At 72.5% G+C, this 17,847-nt stretch carries 19 protein-coding genes; 8 read left to right on the top strand and 11 right to left on the bottom strand.

The features are described 5' to 3' along the window. The first annotated feature begins 6 nt into the window (after window positions 1-6). Together J3P36_RS01975 and J3P36_RS01970 are read left to right on the top strand one after the other, a co-directional pair. Window positions 7-1,050, top strand: coding sequence for a DUF418 domain-containing protein (locus tag J3P36_RS01975; RefSeq protein ID WP_210505589.1), 1,044 nt, complete (start codon window positions 7-9; stop codon window positions 1,048-1,050). Between the two features lie 123 nt (window positions 1,051-1,173). Beyond that, window positions 1,174-1,818, top strand: coding sequence for an FAD-binding oxidoreductase (locus J3P36_RS01970; RefSeq protein WP_210505588.1), 645 nt, complete (start codon window positions 1,174-1,176; stop codon window positions 1,816-1,818). 52 nt (window positions 1,819-1,870) lie between these two features. Here J3P36_RS01970 and J3P36_RS01965 read toward each other — a convergent pair whose 3' ends face one another. The 8 genes from J3P36_RS01965 to J3P36_RS01930 all read right to left on the bottom strand — a co-directional run bounded on the left by J3P36_RS01965 (window position 1,871) and on the right by J3P36_RS01930 (window position 7,799). Then, window positions 1,871-2,095 carry a hypothetical protein gene (locus J3P36_RS01965; RefSeq protein ID WP_210505587.1) on the bottom strand — a complete coding sequence of 75 codons (225 nt, stop codon included), beginning with the start codon at window positions 2,093-2,095 and terminating at the stop codon, window positions 1,871-1,873. A gap of 149 nt (window positions 2,096-2,244) precedes the next feature. Beyond that, complete coding sequence (locus J3P36_RS01960) at window positions 2,245-3,375, bottom strand: L-dopachrome tautomerase-related protein (protein WP_210505586.1); 1,131 nt, start codon at window positions 3,373-3,375, stop codon at window positions 2,245-2,247. Window positions 3,376-3,711: 336 nt separating this feature from the next. Then, window positions 3,712-3,927: a CDGSH iron-sulfur domain-containing protein gene (locus tag J3P36_RS16705; RefSeq protein WP_210505585.1), complete on the bottom strand. Its 216-nt coding sequence runs from the start codon at window positions 3,925-3,927 to the stop codon at window positions 3,712-3,714. Between the two features lie 10 nt (window positions 3,928-3,937). Then, a complete protein-coding gene (locus J3P36_RS01950) occupies window positions 3,938-4,924 on the bottom strand; it encodes a glycosyltransferase family 2 protein (RefSeq protein ID WP_210505584.1) in 987 nt (328 codons plus the stop codon). After that, window positions 4,921-5,958 (bottom strand): iron-containing redox enzyme family protein, encoded by a 1,038-nt coding sequence (locus J3P36_RS01945; RefSeq protein WP_210505583.1) that lies wholly within the window; start codon window positions 5,956-5,958, stop codon window positions 4,921-4,923. Before J3P36_RS01945 ends, J3P36_RS01950 begins: the two co-directional genes overlap by 4 nt. Window positions 5,959-6,070: 112 nt before the next feature. After that, window positions 6,071-7,216 carry a Vms1/Ankzf1 family peptidyl-tRNA hydrolase gene (locus J3P36_RS01940; protein ID WP_210505582.1) on the bottom strand — a complete coding sequence of 382 codons (1,146 nt, stop codon included), beginning with the start codon at window positions 7,214-7,216 and terminating at the stop codon, window positions 6,071-6,073. A gap of 55 nt (window positions 7,217-7,271) precedes the next feature. Continuing rightward, a complete protein-coding gene (locus J3P36_RS01935; protein WP_210505581.1) occupies window positions 7,272-7,514 on the bottom strand; it encodes a hypothetical protein in 243 nt (80 codons plus the stop codon). Window positions 7,515-7,628: 114 nt separating this feature from the next. After that, complete coding sequence (locus J3P36_RS01930; protein ID WP_210505580.1) at window positions 7,629-7,799, bottom strand: CsbD family protein; 171 nt, start codon at window positions 7,797-7,799, stop codon at window positions 7,629-7,631. A gap of 167 nt (window positions 7,800-7,966) precedes the next feature. On the opposite strand from J3P36_RS01930, the gene J3P36_RS01925 reads away from it, so the two are divergent. Continuing rightward, complete coding sequence (locus J3P36_RS01925) at window positions 7,967-8,743, top strand: MBL fold metallo-hydrolase (RefSeq protein ID WP_210505579.1); 777 nt, start codon at window positions 7,967-7,969, stop codon at window positions 8,741-8,743. Window positions 8,744-8,792: 49 nt separating this feature from the next. On the opposite strand, the gene J3P36_RS01920 is transcribed toward J3P36_RS01925, so the two are convergent. Further along, window positions 8,793-9,068: a hypothetical protein gene (locus J3P36_RS01920; protein ID WP_210505578.1), complete on the bottom strand. Its 276-nt coding sequence runs from the start codon at window positions 9,066-9,068 to the stop codon at window positions 8,793-8,795. 191 nt (window positions 9,069-9,259) lie between these two features. Here J3P36_RS01920 and J3P36_RS01915 point away from each other — a divergent pair, with 191 nt between their 5' ends. Beyond that, window positions 9,260-10,312 carry a metallophosphoesterase gene (locus J3P36_RS01915; RefSeq protein ID WP_210505577.1) on the top strand — a complete coding sequence of 351 codons (1,053 nt, stop codon included), beginning with the start codon at window positions 9,260-9,262 and terminating at the stop codon, window positions 10,310-10,312. Between the two features lie 42 nt (window positions 10,313-10,354). Here the strand turns inward: J3P36_RS01915 and J3P36_RS01910 are convergent, their stop codons facing one another. Continuing rightward, window positions 10,355-13,906, bottom strand: a complete 3,552-nt coding sequence (locus tag J3P36_RS01910) for a bifunctional RecB family nuclease/DEAD/DEAH box helicase (protein ID WP_210505576.1) — start codon at window positions 13,904-13,906, stop codon at window positions 10,355-10,357. A gap of 265 nt (window positions 13,907-14,171) precedes the next feature. Between J3P36_RS01910 and J3P36_RS01905 the strand changes: the two genes are divergently transcribed. Together J3P36_RS01905 and J3P36_RS01900 are read left to right on the top strand one after the other, a co-directional pair. After that, window positions 14,172-14,825, top strand: a complete 654-nt coding sequence (locus J3P36_RS01905; protein WP_210505575.1) for a Rho termination factor N-terminal domain-containing protein — start codon at window positions 14,172-14,174, stop codon at window positions 14,823-14,825. Between the two features lie 276 nt (window positions 14,826-15,101). Beyond that, window positions 15,102-16,127, top strand: coding sequence for an LLM class flavin-dependent oxidoreductase (locus J3P36_RS01900; RefSeq protein WP_210505574.1), 1,026 nt, complete (start codon window positions 15,102-15,104; stop codon window positions 16,125-16,127). A gap of 88 nt (window positions 16,128-16,215) precedes the next feature. On the opposite strand, the gene J3P36_RS01895 is transcribed toward J3P36_RS01900, so the two are convergent. Next, window positions 16,216-16,455: a hypothetical protein gene (locus tag J3P36_RS01895; protein WP_210505573.1), complete on the bottom strand. Its 240-nt coding sequence runs from the start codon at window positions 16,453-16,455 to the stop codon at window positions 16,216-16,218. Between the two features lie 31 nt (window positions 16,456-16,486). Here J3P36_RS01895 and J3P36_RS01890 point away from each other — a divergent pair, with 31 nt between their 5' ends. Together J3P36_RS01890 and J3P36_RS01885 are read left to right on the top strand one after the other, a co-directional pair. Next, window positions 16,487-16,960 (top strand): MarR family winged helix-turn-helix transcriptional regulator, encoded by a 474-nt coding sequence (locus J3P36_RS01890; protein ID WP_210505572.1) that lies wholly within the window; start codon window positions 16,487-16,489, stop codon window positions 16,958-16,960. 4 nt (window positions 16,961-16,964) lie between these two features. After that, window positions 16,965-17,843 carry a CPBP family intramembrane glutamic endopeptidase gene (locus J3P36_RS01885; protein WP_210505571.1) on the top strand — a complete coding sequence of 293 codons (879 nt, stop codon included), beginning with the start codon at window positions 16,965-16,967 and terminating at the stop codon, window positions 17,841-17,843. The last annotated feature ends 4 nt before the right edge of the window (window positions 17,844-17,847 follow it).

Below are 17,847 nucleotides of genomic sequence, written 5' to 3'. Positions count from 1 at the left end.
AACCACATGCCGACCCCTGCGAGCCGGATCGACGGCGCGAGCCCGATCGGCGGCGCGCGCCCTGCTGACGGCGGGAGCCGGATCGACGGCGTCGACATCGCCCGCGGGATCGCGGTGCTCGGCATGTTCGTCGCGCACGTGCTGCCCGACGGCGAGACGGAGAACCTCGCCGACGGCCGCTCGTCCGTCCTGTTCGCGACCCTCGCGGGCGTGTCCCTCGGTCTGGTCACCGGGGGAGCGTCTCCCGCGCCGCGCGGCTCTCGGCGGAAGCTCGCCGGGAGCGTGGCTCTGCGGGGGATCGCGCTGATCCTGCTCGGCCTGTTCCTGTGGACGCTCGACAGCGGGATCGCGATCATCCTCGATTACTACGGGGTGTTCTTCCTGGTGCTGCTGCCCGTGCTGTTCGCGCCGAGGGCGGTCCTGGCTCCCCTCGCGCTGGCCTGCGCGACCGTCGGCACCGCGGTGCTCGCGGAGGCGCCGGCCAGTCCCCGGGAGCTGATCGGCGGGGACCTGCTGCTGTGGCTGCCGACCGAGTGGTTCGTCACCGGCTACTACCCGGGGCTGCTCTGGCTCGGGTACGTGCTCGTCGGGCTGATCGTCGCGCGCTCGGATCTGCGTCGCCGGACCACGCAGGCCGCCATGGCGGTCGGCGGCGCGGCCGCCTCCGCCTTCGGCTACGGGGGCGCCATCCTCTTCGACCGGGACGCGTCCGCCCACTCGAACACCCTCTGGGAGGGATTCGGCGCCGGCGGGCTCGCGATCGCGGTGATCGGGGTGCTCCTGCTCGCCACCGCGAACGGGAGCCTGCCGGCGCGCGCGCTCTGGCCGCTCGGCTCGGTGGGACGCATGCCGCTGTCCGTCTACACCGCCCAGATCCTCGTGCTCGCCGTCTTCGAGGGCGCGCACCCGGGCGGCGCGACCGCCGCGGAGGAGTGGATCCTCCTCGCCGGCCTCGTGGTCGGCAGCCTCGTGTTCGCCGCGGTCTGGCGCGTCTTCCTCGGCAAGGGCCCGCTCGAGCGGGCGATGTCGGCGGTCTCGGGTCTCGCCTGACCCCGCGGGATTGCAATCATCCGGGCGGCGGCTTGCAGTGCTGTTGCACGACACGTGGGCGCCCGCGGGGGTGGGGGAGAGCGCAGGAGCATGGCTCCACGTCCTCACCCGAAAGGCTTCCCGATGTCCTCCGCCCCGTCCGACCTTCTGCCCGACCTGCGCGCCAGCATCACCGGCCTCGTCCACGATCCCCGGAACGACCGGGTGGCGCGCACGGTGCGCCGCGCCGGGTTCCGCGGACGTCCTGCCGGGATCGTCGCCGCCCGGACGCCCGAGGACGTCGCCTTCGCTGTCCGGGTGGCGCGCCTGCACGACCGGCCCGTCGTGGTGTCGTCGTCGAGCCTGCGCATGCCGGCGAGCGTGAGCGGTGCCGTGCTGCTCCTGACGTCCGGACTGCGCGGCGTCGAGATCGACCCGGGGGCGCGCATCGCCCGAGTCCAGGCGGGAGCGCGGTGGTCGGACGTCCTCGCTGAGGCGGCCGGCTACGGGCTCAGCCCCTTCCCGGAGGACCTCGTCCCCGGCGACGGCTCGGTCGTGCGCTCCCTCGGCTTCGCGGATGTGGCGGGCTTCGAGGTGGTCACGTCGGAGGGCCGATTCCTGCAGGTCGACGCGGCCTCGGACGCCGACCTCTTCTGGGCGCTCGCCGGCGGCAGCGGCGCAGCCGCCATCGTGACCGAGGTGCGCCTTCGGGTGTCGGCGGGGTCCGGCGACCGGTGGGACGAGGCACTCCGCGTCTGGTCGGCCGGCGCGGAGCTCGCCTCCGCCTGAGCGCGGCGAGCGGGAGAGGAGGGGCGCGCCGCGCGTGCGGCGCGCCCGCCCCTCAGGACTCCGAGCGGGCGCCGCCCGGGTTCGGCACGGCCTCGAACTCCGACCAGGCGAGCTCGTAGACGTCCTGCTCCTTCGTCGTCTCGAAGTACCCGTCGAAGATCGGCTTGCCGCCGTGCTCCGGCAGGTCGCCGCGCTGCGCGGTGCGCTGCGCGAACCGGCCCACCTCGTCGTCCCGGCCGGTCTGGTCGGCGAGCCACTGGGGGAAGCTCTGACGCATCAGGCGTCCTCTCCCTCCGCCTGCGACGGCTTGCCGCCGCCGTCCAGGACCTCGTGCTCGGTCGAGTTGTCGGCCGGATCGTCGCCCTCGGCCTGCGACGGCTTCTCGGTCTGCATGGATTGCCTCCTTCGCGGTGTCGATGCTCCTGCTCAGCGCAGGAGCACGGGTCCCGCGCCGATCCCGACGCGGAAGAGGTAGTAGGGATAGGTGCGGAGGTCCGCGCCGCCCTGGTACTTGGCCTGCCGGTGCAGCTGGTTCGCCGTGACGTAGAGGTAGCCGTCGGCGGCGACGGACATCGTGTCCGGCCAGAGCAGGCGCTCGTCGTGCACGACGGTCTGCAGCTCGCCGGAGGGGAGGCGGCGCAGCACCGCGTTGTGCTCGTAGCTCGTCGCGTAGAGGTGGCCGGCGTCGTCGGTCTCGAGTCCGTCGCTGCCGCCGCCCTTGTCGCCCTCGTCCACCACTGTGGCGGCGACGTCCTCGTCGCTGACGCGGCGGTCGACGAGCGCGTCGGTGCTCACCGAGTACCAGTGCCGCGAGGCGAGCGGGCAATACCAGAGGCGGGATCCGTCCGCCGAGATCGCGATGCCGTCGGCGCCCATGGCCACGGGCGATACCTCGCCCTCGGGGGTCCGCTCCCGGAACACGCGGCCCTCGACGACGGGCGCGAACCGGTCCGCCGGCTCCGCCTTGGTCGAGGGATGGTCGTCGAGGCGGCGCCACGAGTCGCCCGTCGCAAGATCGACGACGATGATGCCGTTCCGCCCCTGGTCCGAGGAGTCGGTGATGTAGGCGACCCCGGCCTCGTTCCGCCGGAGGTCGAAGCGCACGTCGTTGAGGTAGGTCGTCGGCAGGGCGACGTGCTCGTCGAAGAGGATGACCTGGGCCACCTCGTCGGTGTCGAGATCGACGCACACGAGCTTGGGTCCGCCGTGCGCGGTCGGCTGGAACAGCGGGCTGCCGGTGTCGAGGATCCAGAGCCGGTCCACCGGGTCGACGACGATGCTCTGCACCGAGACGAGCGCCTCCGGGTCGGTGTCCGAGGACGGCGAATTCCACTCGGGCGACGGGTACGGCTTCGGCACTCCCTCGACGAGCTCGACGACGGTGGCGGGCACCTCGTCACCCCACTTCGGGTAGTTCACGAAGATGCGGCCGGTGGCGGACACGCTGACCCCGGTCGGCATCGGACCGGCATCGAAGGTGTGCACCACCTCCAGCCGGCCGAGGGGCCGGTCGATGGACTCGAGGCCGTGCTCGGGCCCGTTTCCCCAGAAACCCATGGCGTCTCCCTTCGACTGTCCCACGCTAGGCACTCCCGGCCTCGCTGTCAGGGGGCTTGCGGACGCCTCCCAGACGGACCAGCGCCCGAAGCTGCGTCCGCGCGACGACACGCGAGCTGCGAGGGCCTCCTTGAACCGATCAGCCCCCTGGCGCGTGCGGGTGGAGGCCTGGAACCTCGCCCCTGTGGTGGTGTCCGGCTCGCCCGCTGCTTGAGCACCCCGGTGATTGAGAAGAGCCCGCAGGCCCGGCCATCCGGTGATCGAGGACGAGGTGGTGCTGCGAGGGCCGCCCTCTTCGAGCCGGCCGGTGTGCGGCCTCCTCCACGGGTACGGCCGTCAGTCGGTGCGGAAGCCGGTGAGGCGGTGGGTGCCGTCGCAGAACGGCTTGATCGTCGACATGCCGCACCGGCACAGCGCGACCGTCGAGCGGCGGCGGGGGATCGGCTCGCCGTCGGGGGTGACGATCTCGACGTCGCCGCGGACGAGGAACGGGCCGTCCGGGCAGGCGACCACCTGCGCGTCGGTTCCTCGGTGTGCGCCGTCGCCCTCCACGCCCCTCACGTTACGCCGAGTGCGGCTGTCCGGCGAGACGCCGCCGCAGCACCCGCATCGGGGTGCCGGCGCTGCGGAGCCGCCCTCCGGCGTAGGGCACCCCGCCCGTGAGCCGGCGGGCGAGCGCGAGCCACACGCAGACGGCCCGCTCCGCGACCCAGACGGGTGCCCACAGCGCGGCGGTCGGCCGGTACACCCGCGCGCCGCCGTGCCGCCTGCGGCCCACCTCGGCCAGAGCGATGGCGCCCGCCGCGGCGAGCAGGAGCAGCCGGGGGCGACGCAGGGCGAGGAGGGCGGCCGGCAGGAGGGCGAGCTCCGCGACGAGGCGAGCGGGCTGGGCGAAGTCGTCGTACGCCTGCCGCACCCGCTGCCCCAGGAAGTGCCGGGCGGTCGGCGGCAGCCGGCGGACGTAGAGATCCGGTGCGCTCAGCTCGCGGCCCCCGACGGCCCGGATGGTGCGCAGCAGCTCGAGGTTCTCGAACAGCACGTCCCCGTCGTAGCCGCCCGTGTTCTGGAGAACCGAGCGGCGGAGGCCGAGCGTGCCCGGGTAGTCGGCGGCGAACGCCCGATTGATCAGGGAGCGCGCGGTGTCCTCCCGCGCATGCCAGGGCAGCGGGGAGAAGACGTTCTGCGGGCGCACCGCGTCGGCGCCCGCGAGCAGTCCGACGAGTCGCCGAAGGCCCGGCTCGTCGTACCGCACGTCGTCGTCGGCGAGCACGATCGCGTCCCATCGGGCGAGGCGGACACCCGTCAGGACCCCGGCGACCTTCCCGTTCGCGAAGGGATTCGGATCGGGGGGAACGTGCCGGACCAGTCCGGACCACGCCGACGCATGCTCCGCGAAGACGTCGGCGGGGGAGCCGTCGACGACCGTCACGTCGACGATGTCCGAAAGCCCCCGCAGATAGGCGGTCAGCTCGCCGAGGCCCGCGTCATCGCTCCACCGCAGGGGGAGGACGTATTCGGCCGCGATCCGCTCGGCGGGGGCGCCGCTCACGCCGCGACGACGAGCGGCACCCTCAGCGAGGAGCGCCCCGCCGTCCAGCAGGAGAGGATGTGCTCGGCCATCCAGCCGTCGACCACGAGGCTGGCGGCTGCGCCGAAGAGGATGTCGTCGAGCAGCTCGGGGTTCGAGTCCACGAGGCCGCCCGCGAGGTCGCGCGCGGCGATCTGCTCGTGCACGGCGTCCGCCTCGACGTGCTCGTCGAAGTACCAGGTGACGTCCTCGTCGTAGCCGAGACGCCGGAACCCGTTGCCGAACATCCGGTTGGGCAGCGCTGACGTCATCTCGAAGGCCGCGAGGTGCCCGACGACCGCGCCACGCAGCCTCCGGTGCAGGCCGAACATCGACATCTGGTTGAGCGATGCGAGCGTGATCGCGGGAACGTGGTCCACGTAGTGCCCGTACTCGTCGGAGAGACCGGCGCCGCGGAGCGTCCGCGCGAAGATCTCGGCATGGATCCGCTGCGGACGGCCGCCGCCGTACTCGTCCGCCTGGATCTCGACCAGCGCCGCCTTCGCGCGGCCGCGGAGCCGCGGGATGGCCCAGCTGTGCGGGTCCGCCTCCTTCAGCGTGTAGACGGAGCGCTGCACGAGGAACTCGTGGAGCTGCTCATCCGTCGCCTGCTTCGCCACGAAACGGGAGAGGCTCGGCCCCGGCGTCGGAGCTGTCAGCTCGAAGAGCGCCGCCGCGAGGTCGGCCCCGTTCGGTTCAGGCCGTGGCGGCACCGGCACGGTCGTCCGGAGCTCCGCCTCGAAAGCTGCCTCGATTCCCGAGCGCACAGCGATGAGGCCCGGATCCCACTCGAGGTCGGCCACACCGTCGATGCCGCCATAGGCGAGCTCGTACATGCAGAACAGGGTCAGCTGCAGGTCCTCGTCGCGGACGATCGCACTGCTCGCCTCGATCGCCTCATCGACCGCCGACTCGAGCTCGGCTCGTGCCCGGGCGGCCTCAGGGGTCCCCGGGACGGAGCGGAACACCTCGAAGAGCGCCGCGCTCGCGGCACCCCGGGACTCGGGAATCCTCATGACGCACCTCTCCCACCGCTGCTGTGCCGGCGTGCCGGTGCCCCAGTCTCCTCACCCGCCGCCCGCTCGGACAACCCCCTACCGGGCGGGCGGCGGCTGTGGCAGAGAGGTGTCAGCCTCCCGTGTTGGCGGCGGAGCTCCACCGGAGCGTCCCCGCGACTCCCGAGCCGTCCGGCATCACGGGACCGGACACGATGCGCACGTTCGCGTCGGTGAGGGCGGCGGCGCGGATCAGCGCGTCGGCCGCGGGCACCGAGCCGAGGATGCCGGCCGGCTCCGCGTCCTCGGGCGCGGTCGCCACCCAGGGCTCCGCGTCGAGCGCGAGCAGGGTGCGGTCCTCGAGGGCGGCCGGGTCGAGGAACAGGGTGTCGACCTGCGCCTGCCGGACCGCGTGGACGATGGAGCCGACACCCCGCTCCGCGGCTCCGCCGTCGCGGCCGAGCTCCTGGCGGAGCCTGTCGAGGTCGGCCGCCTCGTCCGCGGCCCGCAGCTTGTCGAGCTGCTCGTCGACGAACGCGTCGAGGGTCTCCTCGGAGGCGCCCTCCGGCCGCGTGTTCGCGTTCAGCTGGACGACGAGCTCCTTGTTGCGAATCGCGAGCTGCTCGACGAGCAGCTGGCGGGCGTGGACGTCGCCGGCGAGGAGGATCAGCCGTGCGCCGTGCTCGTCGGCGAGGCGGTCGACCACCGCGGCGAGCTCCGTCTCGTTCTGCCGCCAGATGTCCTCGGTGTGGTGCTGGAACCGCAGGTGGGCCCAGCCGCCGCCCTGGAACTTCTTGATCGCATCGGTGCGGCCCTGCGTCTGTTCGGTCACCTCGGGGATGACCTGCGTCGAGCGGAAGACGCTCACGTCGCCGCCGTCGCGGGACGCCTCGACCACGAGATAGACGAACTCCTCCGTACGAGCGGTGACGAGCGGGACCAGACGCGGTGCGGGGCCGACCTCGGCGAGCTCCGGCGCGTTGGGGGCACCCGGGAAGAGCAGGTTGCACACGATCTCCCCGTCGTGCATCAGCACGTAGCGGGTGATCGGGCTCGGCATCCCGTCCGTCCCCTCGAGCGCGTCGCCCAGTGTGGCGAGCTGCTCGCCGGGCACGCCCTCCGCCTTCAGCCGGTCGAGCACCGACCGCCGCCGTGCCTGAGCGACGCCGCGGGGATCGGATGTGTCCATCGAGGCGTCCGTGTAGACGGTGATCCAGGACCCTCCTTCCCGGAGCGAGTCGCCGAGCTCGGCGAACGGGGTGGCGGTGTGCGAAGCCATGTCTTCCTCCTCTGCCGACCGCAGCCGGCGGGTCCAGATGGTGCGGGTGGGACGGTCAGGAGCGGTCTTCTGCCTCGGTCACCTCGCCCTCGGCGAGCTCGTCCGACGCCGGCTGAAGGGGACCGTCGATGCCCGACGCCGCCTGGACCTCGGCGCTGTCGGTGTCGTCGGGGTAGGCGACCGTCTGACGCCACTCCTCGACGTGCGCGGGTCCGTGTCCCTGCACGATGGGCTGCGCCTCGTGCTTCATCTGGTCGTCCAGCTTCGGATTGACGTGGTTCGATCCCTGTCCTGACATCCGCCTGTTCCTTCCTCGATGTTTCCGCTGGGGGCGTCCTCCGGCCCGGCAGCGGTCCGTATAGCACGGAGGGGCCACCGTTCCCGATGGCCCCTCCGTCGAAATCGGCAGTGCCTACTTGAAGACGTCCTTGACCTTCTCGCCGGCCTGCTTCAGGCTCGCGGCCGTCTGGTCGCCCTTGCCCTCAGCCTCCAGCCGCTCGTCGCCGGTCGACTTTCCGACGCTCTCCTTGGCCTTGCCGCCCGCCTCATCGGCGGCGTTGCGGATCTTGTCGTCGAGCCCCATGTGTTGCCTCGCTTTCGCAGTCGGGAACATGTGCGGTCGCCACCTTTCTCCCGAAGTCTGGGAGCCGTCTGAATCGAGCGGAGGGGTTGACGGAGTCGCGACCGCAACCCCCTGGGATGCGCCCGGAAGGGCCCGCTAGCGTGGCCGTACCCGAGCGAGGAGGCCCCATGGCAGCGCGCAGAGCATCCGACAGAGGTCCGGCCCTGATCCGGAATGTCGCCCCCGGCATCCACCGGCTGTCCCACGCCTATGTGAACTCGTACCTCGTCGAGGAGGGGAACGCGCTGACCATCGTCGACGCCGCGTTCCCGGCCACCTGGCCCGTCCTCGAGCACGCCCTCGACGCCATCGGGTTCCGCCCCGCGCAGGTCGAGGCCCTGGTGCTGACGCACGCCCACTTCGACCACCTCGGCTTCGCGCGCCGCATCCGCGAGGAGTGGGATGTGCCGGTCTGGGCGCACCCGTACGAGGGCTACATCGCGCGGCACCCGTATCGCTACGCCCACGAGAACCCGCGCAGCATCTACCCGATCCAGCACCCGAAGGGGGTGCCGATCCTCACCGCGATGAGTCTCGCGGGAGCGTGGACGGTGCCCGGCGTCGCCGGGCTGGTGCCGATCGTCGAGGGCGAGGTCATCGATGTCCCGGGTCACCCTGTCGCCGTCTTCTCGCCGGGCCACACCTTCGGACACTGCGCGCTGCACCTGCCCGATCGGGACGTGCTGATCACGGGCGATGCCCTCGTCACCCTCGACCCCTACACGGGTGAGCGCGGCCCGCGGGTCGTGTGCGGGGCGGCCACGGCGGACAGCAGGCAGGCGCTGACCTCGCTCGCCGCGCTCGAGGCGACGGGAGCGCACATCGTGCTGCCCGGCCATGGCGATCCGTGGCGGGAGGGTGTCGCGGGCGCGGTCGCCGAGGCGAAGGCGGTCGGCGCGTCCTGATCGAGGACACCGGTGCCGGGAGGGCCGGACTGACGGCCCTCCCGGCAGGTCACGCCTCCCGGCTGTCGGCGGCGTCCGTCTGAGCGGCGCCGAGCGCCTCGTCGGAGTCCTCGCCCAGGTCGTCCTCGGGCGCCAGGTCCTCTGTCGCGTCCGCCTCCGTGCCGAGTGAGGCGGTGTCGACGTTGACGCCGACGGGTCGATCCGGGTGGCTCGGCTGCGCGGCCTCCAGGTCGTCCGTCGTGGAGGCGACGGCCGCGACGGACGCGACGGTCGGCTGCTGGTCCACCTCGGTGTCGGCGGGCCGCTCGCTGTTGGGGGTGCTCATGAGTGCTCCTTCCGCGGCTGCTCGGGCAGCCGGTGCGTTCCGACTCAACTGTCCCGCCGCGGCAGCGGCAAGGGGTTGCGGGTGCGCCCGCGACGCGCCGGTCCGTGCGCCTCTTGCCCGATCACCGTCCGGCACGCGTACCCTGGCGGCCCGGGACAGCGTCGATGCGTCCGGAGTCGGAGGGGCAGGCGATGAAGGTCCGGCGGGTCGTCGCCATCGTGGGGGTGCTGCTCGCCGTGCTGTGCGCGGGCGCGGCCATCCCGCTGCTGCTCGAGCGGGCTTCGGCGGGCCCGGAGCCGGACGCGCGGCAGACCGACCAGCAGCAGGAGTCGGAGCTCGTCTTCACCACGTCCGGCGACTTCAACGACTCGAGCAAGGCCGAGGCCGTCTTCGAGGGCATCGCGGACCTCGATCCCGACCTGCACATCGCGCTCGGCGACCTCTCCTACGGCGACCCCGGCGAGGAGCAGGCGTGGTGCCGGATGGTCGTCGACGCGGTCGGGGCGGGCTTCCCGTTCGAGCTGCTCGCCGGCAACCACGAGAGCGATGGCAGCGACGGAGTGATCAACGACTTCGCCGCGTGCCTGCCGAACCAGCTGCCCGGCGCCGTCGGGACGTACGCGCGTCAGTACTACGTCGACGTCCCCCAGGAGGCGCCGATCGCCCGGTTCGTGCTGATCTCGCCGGGGCTCACCTTCCCCGACGGCACGGACTCGTACGACGAGGGCAGCAGCGAGTACGAGTGGGCGCAGGAGGCGATCGAGGGCGCCCGGGACGCCGACATCCCCTGGGTCGTCGTGGCGATGCACAAGCCCTGCCTGTCCATCGGCGAGTACAGGTGCGATCCGGGGGAGGACATCATCGACCTCCTCGTCGACGAGCGGGTCGACCTGGTGCTGAGCGGGCACGAGCACCTCTACCAGCGCACCGCACAGCTCGCGACCGGCGGCGGCTGCGCGGCGATCCGGTCGGGCGAGTACTCCGCCGACTGCGTCGCCGACGAGGGCGACACGCTCGAAAAGGGCGCGGGCACCGTCTTCGCCACGGTCGGCACCGGCGGGCAGGACCTGCGTGAGGTGTACGAGGACGATCCGGAGGCGCCGTACATGGTGGCGACGCACGGCGCGGGAGAGGACGCGACGTGGGGGTCCCTCGAGGTCACCCTCACGCCCGCAGAGCTGTCCGCCCGGTTCGTGCCCGCCACGGGAGGCGACTTCACCGACCGCTTCAGCATCGGCGGCTGACCGCCCCGCGACTGGAGCGGGTCGGCCGCCGATCCGCGTCGGTCAGCGGACGGACTGGGGCTCCGGCTCGGGCTTGCCTCCGGTGAGCCGCAGGAAGCCGGCCAGCTCGGCGAGGGCGTCCGGGGTGTGCGGCAGGTAGTCGGCGAGGGCGGGGGAGTGCACGAGGTACGCGGCCCACTTCGCGCGCGACACCGCGACGTTGAGCCGGTTGCGCAGCAGCAGGAACGCGATCCCGCGCGGCACGTCGTCGGCGCTCGAGGCCGTCAGCGACACGATGGCGACGGGCGCCTCCTGGCCCTGGAACTTGTCCACCGTGCCGACCGGCGTCTCCCGGAAGCCGGCGTCGTCGAGGGCCCGGCGGATCAGCGCGACCTGCGCGTTGTACGGCGCGACGACGATGATGTCGTCGGGCCGCAGCGGGTCGCGGACTCGGCCGACGGACGGATCCGTCCACGGCAGGCCGACATGCGACCGGACCAGCTCCAGGACGCGAGCGACCTCCTCGGGCGACTCCGTCGCGTTGCCGGAGGCGATCACCGGGGCGGGATGCAGTCCCGAGTGGACGCCCTCGAGCACGCGGTCGGTGGTCTCCGGCAGCCGCGAGGTGAGACGGTTCTCGTAGGAGAGGTCGGAGACCGCCGCGCAGAGCGCGGGGTGCATCCGCCAGGTCTCCGACAGGAAGTAGCCGAGCCCGGCCGGCAGGACGTCGTGCCCGTCCGAGAGCCAGCCGAGCGCGGACTCGTCGACCGGCTCGGGGTGCAGGCCCTGGCTGACCTGCGGCAGCTGCTGCGGGTCGCCGAGCAGCAGCAGGCGCCGGGCGCTCGTGCCCACCGCGATGGTGTTGGCGAGCGAGAACTGTCCGGCCTCGTCGATGACGAGCAGGTCGAGCACGTTGCGCGGGACCTTGGAGGCGTTGGCGAAGTCCCAGGCGGTGCCCCCGAGCACGAAGCCCGCCTGCTTGTTCGCGAGGATGAACGGGATGACCTGCTTGTTGTCGGTGAGCACCGTCCACTCGGGCGGCGTCTCGTAGCCCCGCTTGGGCGAGCGCTTGCCGACGCGCGACGGGTCGACGCCGAAGCCGACCACCCGCCGCAGCACGTTCTCGACGACCTCATGCGACTGCGCGACGACGCCGATCTTCCAGCCCTCCTCGACGAGCCGGGCGATGACGCTCGCGCCGACGAAGGTCTTCCCGGAGCCGGGAGGGCCCTGCACCGCCAGATAGGAGCGGTCGAGGCGGCGAAGGGACCCGGTGATGGCGCTGACGGTGTCGCCGCCGACGATCGGGTCGAGCCCGCCGTCGTGCAGCTGAGGGGGCCGTCGGCGGAGCAGGTCGAGCGCCGCGCCGGGGCCGAGCGCGGGCAGGCCGCCCACCACCTCCTCGCCCCACTCGAGGATCGCCCTCCGCTGCGCGGAGGTGTTGATCGGCCGCGCCGGCGTCAGCGCGATCGGCAGGGCGGTCCACAGGTCCACGCCCTCGCCGGCGGTCTCCTCGAGGAGCACCTCCGTGCCGTCGGCGGTCTCGGTGACGGCCATGACGTCGGTCGCGTCGTGCTCACCGCGCTGACCTTCGGGCACCGCGGCGCACCCCGGCGGCACCGGCCCGTCGTACATGGCGTGCGGCTGAGCGCCCACGTCGAGGCGGCTGGCGGGCGCGAGCCGTCCGCGCAGCCGGAGGATGCGGCTCTCCGACTTCTTCCGGCCGCGCAGCTCCCAGTCGGACACGACCTCCGCGGATTCGACCACGAGCACCTCGCGCTGGTCGGCCCACTCCTCGAGCGGCGTGATCTCGCGGTTGAAGTGCTCCCACCAATAGGTCTTGTCCTCGCGCCGGTGGTACTCGATCGCCGCGGCGGCGAGGGCGATGGCCTGCTGGTCGGCGGTGCGATCGATCGACGCGATGCCCTCGATGGCGGCGAGGAGGCGATCCCGGACGCGGTCCTCGTCGCCCGCGATGCGCGACTCCCGGGGCTCGTCGAGGAGCACGTCGCGACGGCGGCCGATGCCGGCCTCGTCCGCGCGAGCGAGGAGCCAGTCGCGGAGGCGCAGGGTGGAGACGCAGTCGTACCGGTTGTACTCCTCGATCTCGGCGAGCTGCTCGGCGGCCTCGTGCTCGCGCCCCGCGTCGCGCAGGAGCGTGTAGTCGACGTAGGCGACGATCGAGTCGGCCGCGTTCGTGACGTCGCTCTCGCGCAGCTCGTCGCCCATGTACAGCGGCTCGAGCTTCTTCAGGCTGTAGGAGCGCTCGGAGATGCGGATGCTGTGCATGACGACCGGGTAGAGGTCGACGAACACGTGCTCGCGCAGCAGCTCGTCGAGCATCGCCTCGCCGACGCCGTGCCGCGCGCACAGCTGCTGCAGGTGGCTGCGCTCGTAGTCGGCGTAGTGGTAGATGTGCATGCCCGGGTGCCGGCGGCGGCGCTCGGTGACGAAGCCGAGGAAGTCGAGCAGCGCCTGCTTCTCCTGGGCGCGGTCGTGCGCCCAGAAGGGCCGGAAGTGCTCCCGCTCGCCGTCGTGGTCGATGATGCCGAAGAGGTACTCGAGACCCCAGAACCGCGGGTCGCCGTCGGTCCAGAGCGGATCGCCCTCGAAGTCGAAGAAGATGTCGCCGTCGTCGGGGGCGGGGAGCGCGGCGAGCCCGGCGGTGTCGTGCACGCGGTAGCGGACGGCCGGGCGAGCGCCGGGCTCGACCGGCGGCGCGGAGAGCTGCATGCGCGCCTGGTCGCGCAGCTTCTCGAGCGTGGCGGGCCCGATCCCGTCGACGGCTCCCTCGCTCGCGGCGAGCTGGTCGATGGTGGTGATGCCGGCGTCGGCGAGGTGGCGGCGCTGGCCGCTCGTGAGCCGCGCGACGAGCAGCACGTCGCGGGTCGCCTCGACCTGCTCGGAGCAGGCGGCGCAGCGTCCGCAGGCGGTGTAGCCGGGGGCGCCCCAGGGCAGGGGCTCCCCGGCGGCGACCCGCTCGTCGATCATGTGCAGGAGGCGGGCGATGCGGTCGCGGTACACGGGCAGGATGTCGGCGAGCCGGTGGGTGGAGGTGCTGCCGTCGCCGAGGAGCAGGTGCACCTCGTCGCCGACGGGGATGCCGAGCGCCTTCAGCTGCAGCGCGTAGGCGGCGAGCTGGAGCAGGGCCGAGATTTTGGCGCGGCGGGCGAGCTTGGTGTCGTAGACCTCGTAGACGCTGCCGTCGGGGGTCTCGGTGCGGACGAGGAAGTCGGCGAAGCCGACGAAGCGGCCGTCGAAGAAGGTGCCCTGGAAGACGACCTGGGCGCCGTCGCGCATCGCCTGCACGGTGAGCGCCATGGCGGCGCGGAGCGCGTCGGCGTCGGTGGAGGGCTCGGGGCGCGGGATCTCGGCGACGCCGCCGGGCACGCCCGGCGTGTGCTTCCCGAACTGCTCCCGGTAGGCGGCGAGGGTGCGCTCCTCGTGGGTGCCCCCGAGCACGGCGGCGCGCGCCTGCATGAGGTCTTCGGGCTCCTGTACCGCCGGGATGCGCCCGAGCTTCGCGTCGAGCAGGCGCATCAGCGCCCACTCGCAGGTCACGGCGGCCGTCAGATCGCTGGCGCTGTAGTGCACGACGTCGTTGCGGACGAACATCCGGATCGCCTCCTTCCTCGCGGTGCTCCAGGAACGCTACCCGCGGCCTCCGACATAGCTCAGCCGGCGGGGCGCAGGTCGCGCGCGGAGGCCCGCACGGAGCGCGCGAACCGGGAGCCCTAGCGCCTCCAGCGCGGTCGCCGTCGCCTCGAGCTCGTCCGCCGTCTGCCCCCGAAGTTCCGCGGTTTCCGCGACATGGCCGTCCCTCTTCCGCTGAAGATCAGCCGTGAAAGGCACAATGGTCGTCGACTTCGAAAGGGGAATCGTGGCCGCGAACATTCAGGACGGTGGGCCGAAGACGGGCGTGCTCGCCTCGCTCAAGGGGGCCTGGAAGAAGGTGGCCGGCCGCCGCCGCGCCCAGGACGCCGCCACGCCGGCGCCCGCCGAGCTCCAGACCTCCGTCGACGAGGCGCCCGCGGGCGAGGTCGCTCCCGCGCCTGTACCGGAGCCGCCGGTCGTTGCGACGGCGACGACGGAGGCTCCGGGCGTCGAGGAGACCGTGACCGAGGCGCCTGCCGCCGAGCAGCCTGCCGCCGAGCAGCCTGCCGCTGAGGAGGTCACCGCAGAGGCAGCCCCGGCCGAGAACTCCGCGCCCGCCGCCGAGGTCGCACCCGAGGCCGAGCCCGTCTCCGAGCCGCTCGAGGTGGCGAGCCCCGAGGCCGCGAAGGCGATCCGCAAGCCCGCCGCGAAGAAGAAGGCGCCGAAGCCGGTCGCCGCAGAGGACCCGGCGCTCGAGGACAGTGCCCCGGCTCAGGCGGCGGACGCCCCATTCGTCGCCCCCTCCGTCAGCGAGAACGGTCCCGACAGCTCGTGGACGGTCGCCCAGCTGCGCGCCCTCGCCAAGGAGCGCGGTGTCCGCGGCTACTCGTCGATGTCGAAGGCCCAGCTGCTCGGCTCGCTCGCCGGCCCCCAGGCGTAGCGAGAGCGAATCCGCAGAGAAGCCCCGTCCCGGTTCGTCTGGGGCGGGGCTTCGGCCTTCGACGGCCCCCGCCCGCCCGCTGTGGCCCCTGGGCTCAGCAGGTGCCGAGTGCGTTCAGCAGGTGCCGGGAGCGCTAAGCAGGCATAACCGGGCCGGTTCTGCCTGCTGAATCCCTTCCGTTCCTGTTGAGCCGATACGGGCGCGACCGCACACCGCAGCCGCAGCGCCGCGGGCGGGTTCGGGAATAGCGGTGACGGCGCGCGTGCTGACCCGGAAGTGACGAAGCGCATCGGGTTCCTCTCGTTCGGGCGTTACCAGCCGGTCCGCGGGTCGGTGGTGCGCACCGCGGCGGACGCGCTGCTGCAGACCGTCGAGCTCGCAGTGGCCGCGGAGGAGCTCGGCGCCGACGGCGCCTACGTCCGCGTGCACCACTTCGCGCCGCAGCTCGCGTCGCCGTTCCCGCTGCTCGCCGCCATGGCCGCGCGCACGTCGCGCATCGAGCTGGGCACGGGCGTCATCGACTTCCGATACGAGAACCCCCTCTACGCGGCGGAAGAGGCGGCGGCCACCGACCTGCTCAGCGGCGGTCGACTGCAGCTCGGCATCTCCCGCGGCTCACCCGAGACCGCGCTGCACGGCTACGAGTCGTTCGGCTACGTGCCGGGGGAGGGCAGCACCGACGCCGACATGGCGCGGGAGCACGCCGCCCTGTTCCTCGCGGCGATCCAGGGCGCGGGCGTGGCGAACGCGAACCCGCAGATGACCGGGGGCCGCACGGGCGCGCTCGCCATCGAGCCGCAGTCGCCCGGCCTCGCCGACCGCATCTGGTGGGGCGCCGGCACCCGCGCGACGGCCGTCTGGACGGCAGAGCAGGGCCTCAACCTGATGAGTTCGACGCTGCTCACCGAGGACACCGGCGTCCCCTTCGACCAGTTGCAGGCTGAGCAGATCCGCATGTTCCGGGAAGCGTGGAAGACGGCCGGCTGCGAGCGGGAGCCCCGCGTCTCGGTGAGCCGCAGCATCCTGCCCCTCATCGACGACGAGACGCGCCTCTACTTCGGTGCCCGAGCGGAGGAGGACTCGAGCGACACGGTCGGGTACCTCGACGGCGGCCTCGCGCGCTTCGGCCGCAGCTACATCGGCGAGCCGGACGCGATCGCACGGGAGCTCGCCCAGGATGCGGCGGTCCGCGAGGCGGACACCGTGCTCGTGACGGTGCCGAACCAGCTCGGCGTCGACTTCAACGCCCGCCTGCTCGAGGCGATCGTCGAGGACATCGCGCCCTCACTGCCCGGCCGCTGACCCCGGCGCGCCGGTCGCCTGCAACCGGACGACTGTTGTGCAACCGCGTGCCGCTGCGAGGCGGCCGTTCGGTTGCAGGAAAGGTGGATCAGACGGGGCAGTGCACCCGCGTGGGGACGGTGGCGGTGCCGCGGACGACGCGGTGCTCCGCCATGGGCTTCGAGCACAGTGGGCAGACGGGGTTCTCCGGCGGCACGTAGGGGTGCTCGGTGCGGCCGACGCCGATGCCGACCTGCGCCGGCCCCGTGAAGTTGTAGACGAGCGCGTTGAAGTGGTTCCAGAAGCCGGGCAGGCCCTTGTACGGGTTGATCCGAACTGATTTGTCCACGATTGATTAGTGTACTCGCTATTCTGGACGCATGCAGGATCCGCTCGCCCTCGATCGTCAGGTCTGCTTCGCCCTCGCCGCGGCCAGCCGCTCCGTCATCGGCCTGTACCGCCCCGTCCTCGAGCCGCTCGGTCTCACGCACCCCCAGTACCTCGTGATGCTCGCGCTCTGGGAGCGCAGCCCCCGCCGCGTGCGCGACATCGCGGACACCCTGCTGCTCGAGCCCGCGACGCTCAGTCCGCTGCTCAAGCGGCTGGAGGCGGCCGGCCTCGTCACGCGCGTCCGCAACGCCGCCGACGAGCGCGCCCTCGACGTCACGCTCACCGACCGCGGACGAGCGCTCCGGAAGCAGGCGGAGGCGGTGCCCGGGCGCATCGTCGAGCGGCTCGGCGTCCCGGTCGGCGAGCTCGAGGAGGTCCGCGACCGGCTGACCGCCCTGCTCGCCGCCGTCGAGCGGGCGGGGGCGGCAGCCGATGCGCGAGAGGGTGCCGCCCTGGCAGGCTGAGGGCATGGCGAGTGACGCGGCGGTTCCCCGGTCGATTCCCCCCGCACCTGCGCCGGCCGCGGACGCCGGGACGGCGCCGCGGAACCCCTGGGCGCTCGCACCGGCGCTCGGCGTCGCGGCGTCCGCCGTGCTGCTGTTCGGGTTCCGGCAGACCTTCGGTTTCGCGGCGATCGCCGGCGGCGGCGCCGTGCTCGCCGTCAGCGTCGCCGCGGCGCTGCTGGTCGGCCGCCAGCTCTTCCAGGACCTGCTGCTCATCGCCATCGGGCTCGCCATCGTCGCGAGCATCTCGGTCGAGGCGAACCTGGACTACCCGAACATGGCGCTCTTCGGCACGGTCCTCACCCTTTCCGTGCTCGTGCCGTGGCTGCTGGAGCGCCGGGTGTTCCATCGGAGGACGATCCAGTTCCCGATCCGGCAGGGACACCGCTGGACGACACTCGAGAAGGTGTGGCTGGTCGCCGCCGTCGTGCTCGCCTGGCTGATCCTGCCGAACTACTTCATCAACTCGGGCGCGTACCGGAACTGGCCCTCCGTCGAGGCCCCGGACGAGATCGCCCGGCTCTTCGTCGGCGTCAACGTGGTCGGGATCTGGGACGAGCTGTTCTTCATCTGCACCGTGTTCACCCTGCTGCGCCGGCATCTGCCCGACTGGCACGCCATCCCCGTGCAGGCGATCATCTTCGTCTCGTTCCTGTGGGAGCTCGGCTACCGGGAGTGGGGGCCGCTCCTGACGATCCCGTTCGCGATCGTGCAGGCGTTCCTGTTCACCCGGACCCGGTCACTGCCGTACGTCGTCAGCGTGCACCTGCTGTTCGACCTGTTCGTCTTCCTCGTGCTCGTGCACGCCCACAACCCGGACTTCCTGCCGATCTTCCTGTATTGACCGC

The sequence above is a fragment of the Naasia sp. SYSU D00057 genome, assembly GCF_017916505.1.
Classification (GTDB): Bacteria; Actinomycetota; Actinomycetes; order Actinomycetales; family Microbacteriaceae; genus Naasia.
Note: the sequence above shows the minus strand (reverse complement) of the source record. Positions and strands in the feature narration are given on the sequence as shown.